Origin of the sequence: Pseudomonas sp. NPDC085632 (genome assembly GCF_044541255.1) — a bacterium.
In the GTDB taxonomy this organism is placed as follows: domain Bacteria; phylum Pseudomonadota; class Gammaproteobacteria; order Pseudomonadales; family Pseudomonadaceae; genus Aquipseudomonas.
This window is the reverse complement of record NZ_JBITSX010000048.1, coordinates 15249-19642: the sequence shown is the minus strand read 5'-3', so window position 1 is coordinate 19642 and position 4394 is coordinate 15249. Positions and strand designations below refer to the sequence as shown.

The 4394-nt window shown below is 60.1% G+C and carries 3 protein-coding genes; 1 reads left to right on the top strand and 2 read right to left on the bottom strand.

The features are described from left to right. Positions 1-36 precede the first annotated feature (36 nt). Positions 37-1089, bottom strand: a complete 1053-nt coding sequence (gene epd, locus ACIF4X_RS23600; protein WP_064388120.1) for an erythrose-4-phosphate dehydrogenase — start codon at positions 1087-1089, stop codon at positions 37-39. Between the two features lie 160 nt (positions 1090-1249). Continuing rightward, positions 1250-3247, bottom strand: a complete 1998-nt coding sequence (gene tkt / locus ACIF4X_RS23595; protein ID WP_397483955.1) for a transketolase — start codon at positions 3245-3247, stop codon at positions 1250-1252. 259 nt (positions 3248-3506) lie between these two features. On the opposite strand from tkt, the gene ACIF4X_RS23590 reads away from it, so the two are divergent. Then, positions 3507-4394: ArsR/SmtB family transcription factor (locus ACIF4X_RS23590; RefSeq protein WP_397483954.1), on the top strand; the 888-nt coding region annotated here is incomplete at its 3' end.

Genomic DNA, 4394 nt, shown 5'->3' with positions numbered 1-4394 from the left:
GACGGACAACTTCAACACGGTCATGGGTCGCACTTCCTACGGTTTTTTTGAAGTTGCTGTTTGCAGATAGTGTTCTGCAACGTCCAGCATTCGGTTGGCAAAACCCCATTCGTTGTCGAACCAGGCCAGGATGTTCACCAGCTTCGGGCCGGAAACACGGGTCTGACTGGCATCGACGATGGCCGAATGTGGGTCATGGTTGAAATCACAACTGGCGTGCGGCAGCTCGGTATAGGCGAGCAGGCCTTTGAGCGGGCCACTGGTGGCGGCCTCGCGCAGGATCCGGTTGACCTCATTGGCATCGGTCGCCGTCGCGGTCTGCATCGTGATGTCGAGGCAGGACACGTTGACCGTCGGCACGCGTACGGCTTTGGCCTGAATTCGTCCGGCAAGTTCCGGCAGCAGGCGCTCGATACCGCGCGCCAGACCAGTGGACACCGGGATCACCGACTGGAACGCCGAACGGGTGCGGCGCAGGTCTTCGTGGTGATAGGCGTCGATCACGGGCTGATCGTTCATCGCCGAGTGAATCGTGGTGATCGACACGTAATCCAGGCCGATCGCCTTGTCGAGCAGGCGCAACAACGGCACGCCGCAGTTGGTGGTGCAGGAGGCGTTGGACACCAGCAGTTCGTCACCGGTCAGGCAATCCTGATTGACGCCGTAAACGATGGTGGCGTCGACATCCGCCTCGCTGGCCATCGGCTGCGAGAACAACACGCGTGGCGCGCCGGCGTCGAGAAAGCGCTGGCCGTCTTCACGGGTGTTGTAGGCACCGGAACATTCAAGCACCAGATCGACGCCCAGCGACGCCCAATCGATGCCTTCGGGGGTGGCACTGCGCAGGACCTTCACGCAGTCGCCATTAATATGCAGACAATCGCCTTCTACTCGCACCTCGCCCGGAAAGCGGCCGTGGGTGGAGTCGAAGCGTGTCAGGTATTCAATGCTGGCCATGTCCGCCAGATCGTTGATCGCGACAATTTCAAACCCGGCTTTCTCGCCACGCTCAAACAACGCACGCAAGACGCAACGACCAATCCGGCCGTAGCCGTTGAGTGCAACTTTGAAGGGACGCGGTTGAGGCATGGGGTTCTCGATAATATTCGCTACAACACAACCCCCTGTAGGAGCTGCCGGAGGCTGCGATCTTTTGATCCTGTTTTTTTAAGATCAAGATCAAAAGATCGCAGCCTCCGGCAGCTCCTACAGGGGAATGCGGTGGCTGGGGCCACCGCATTCGTACTGCTTAGTCTTCCAGCAGTTCTTCAGCCTGACCCAGGATGTTTTCCAGGGTGAAGCCGAACTCTTCGAACAGTGCCGAAGCCGGAGCCGATTCGCCGTAAGTGGTCATGCCGATCACGCGACCTTCCAGACCCACATACTTGAACCAGAAGTCGGCGTGCGCCGCTTCGATCGCGATACGCGCGCTGACCTGCAACGGCAGCACCGCTTGCTTGTAGCCTGCGTCCTGAGCATCGAACACGCTGGTGCACGGCATGGAAACCACACGCACCTTGCGACCTTGCTCGGTCAGTTTGTCGTAAGCCTGAACCGCCAGACCCACTTCCGAACCGGTCGAAATCAGGATCAGCTCAGGCTCGCCTGCGCAGTCCTTCAGTACATAACCGCCACGGCTGATGTCAGCAATCTGGCCGGCATCGCGTTCCTGGTGTTGCAGGTTCTGACGCGAGAAGATCAGCGCCGATGGGCCGTCCTTGCGCTCCAGAGCGTTTTTCCAGGCCACGGCCGATTCAACGGCATCGGCTGGACGCCAAGTGTCGAGGTTCGGGGTAGTGCGCAGGCTGGTCAGTTGCTCGATCGGCTGGTGCGTCGGGCCGTCTTCGCCCAGACCGATGGAGTCGTGGGTGTAGACGTGGATCACTTGCTTCTTCATCAGCGCCGACATGCGCACGGCATTGCGGGCGTATTCCATGAACATCAGGAAGGTCGCGCCGTAAGGCACCAGGCCGCCGTGCAGGGTCACGCCGTTCATGATCGCGGTCATGCCGAATTCGCGCACGCCGTAGTACATGTAGTTGCCGCTGGCGTCTTCAGCGCTGACGCCCTTGCAACCTTTCCACAGGGTCAGGTTGGAACCGGCCAGGTCAGCGGAGCCGCCAAGCAGTTCCGGCAGCAGCGGGCCGAACGCGTTCAGGGTGTTCTGGCTGGCTTTACGGCTGGCGATGGTTTCGCCTTTGGCCGCAACTTCAGCGATGTAAGCCGAGGCTTTTTCCGAGAAGTCAGCCGGCAGTTCACCGCTCAGACGACGCACCAGTTCGTTGGCTTCGGTCGGGAACGCGGCGGAGTAAGCAGCGAAACGCTGATCCCACTCGGCTTCGGCCGCGCGACCTTTTTCCTTGGCATCCCACTCGGCGTAGATGTCGGCGGGGATTTCAAACGGGCCGTAGTTCCAGTTCAGCGCCTTGCGGGTCAGTGCGATTTCCGCGTCACCCAGTGGGGCGCCGTGGCAGTCTTCTTTGCCCTGCTTGTTCGGCGAGCCGAAACCGATGGTGGTCTTGCAGCAGATCAAGGTCGGCAGCGGGCTCTTGCGCGCGGTCTCGATAGCAGTCTTGATCTCTTCCGGGTCGTGACCGTCAACGTTGCGGATCACTTGCCAGTTGTAGGCTTCGAAACGCTTCGGGGTGTCATCGGTGAACCAGCCTTCGACTTCGCCGTCGATGGAGATGCCGTTGTCATCGTAGAAAGCGATCAGCTTGCCCAGACCCAGCGTACCGGCCAGGGAAGCGACTTCGTGGGAAATGCCTTCCATCATGCAGCCATCACCCAGGAACACGTAGGTGTGGTGGTCGACGATGTCATGGCCAGGACGGTTGAACTGCGCGCCCAGCACTTTTTCAGCCAGGGCGAAGCCCACAGCGTTGGCCAGACCCTGCCCCAGTGGGCCGGTGGTGGTTTCCACGCCCGGGGTGTAACCGAACTCCGGGTGGCCCGGGGTGCGGCTGTGCAGTTGACGGAACTGCTTGAGGTCTTCGATCGACAGGTCGTAACCGGTCAGGTGCAGCAGCGAGTAGATCAACATCGAGCCGTGGCCGTTGGACAGCACGAAGCGGTCACGGTCGGCAAATGATGGATTGCTCGGGTTGTGCTTGAGGTAGTCGCGCCAAAGCACTTCGGCGATATCTGCCATACCCATAGGGGCACCGGGATGGCCGCTGTTGGCTTTTTGCACGGCATCCATGCTGAGGGCACGAATGGCGTTGGCACGCTCACGACGGCTAGGCATCGCTGATCTCCTGGGTTCTGGTAAGTCGAAACGGAAAAAAGGAGGGCATTTTCCCTCACCGGAGCGCCTCGGGGCAATGACAGATAGTCATCGGGGGGCGTTTTTCCAATGGATAGCGGCGCTTTCTGTTGGTGAAACCTTTCCGCTACTCGTTTGTAGAGTTAACCGTCTCGTGAGAAGTGCCATTTATCGAGCAATATCAAAACTTTTTGATATTGGCCTTGCGATGAATTGCCCCCCTCTCTAGACTGCCAGCCCTATGAACTTACGCGTGCCTTCCATTCGCCATGACGATTGCGACGAGCTGGCGGCCCTGTGCAAGGCCGGCGGCGATCCGTTGCGGCTGAATGTCTTGCGCGCGCTGGCCAACGATTCGTTTGGTGTTCTGGAGTTGGCGCAGATTTTCGGCATCGGTCAGTCCGGCATGAGTCATCACCTCAAGGTACTGGCACAAGCAGACCTGGTGGCGACACGCCGCGAAGGTAACGCGATTTTCTATCGCCGCGCCCTGCCCCACACCGAACTGCTCGGCGGCAAGTTGCACGCGGCATTGTTGGAAGAAGTCGACAATCTGGATCTGCCCGACGACGTGCAAGCGCGCATCGAGCAGGTTCACGGCCAACGTGCCGCCGCCAGCCAGGACTTTTTCGCCCGGGTGGCGGAGAAATTCCGTGCCCAGCAAGACTTGATCGCAGGCCTGCCGCAGTACCGTGACAGCGTGCTGGCCCTGCTCGACAAACTGAACTTCGATGGTGCAGCCACGGCCATTGAAGTCGGCCCCGGCGATGGTGCTTTTCTGCCGGAACTGGCGCGTCGCTTCGGCACAGTAACCGCGCTGGACAACAGCCCGGCGATGCTCGAACTGGCGCGTCAGGTATGCGAACGTGAACAGCTGGCTAACGTCAGCCTGCAATTGGCCGATGCATTGAACGGCACAAGCCTTCAGGCCGATTGCGTGGTGTTGAACATGGTGTTGCACCATTTCGCCGCGCCGGCCGATGCGCTCAAGCACATGGCCGACCTGCTGCAACCGGGCGGTAGTCTGCTCGTGACAGAGTTATGTAGCCACAACCAGAGTTGGGCCAGGGAGGCCTGCGGTGATCTCTGGTTGGGGTTTGAACAGGACGATTTGGCCCGTTGGGCCACC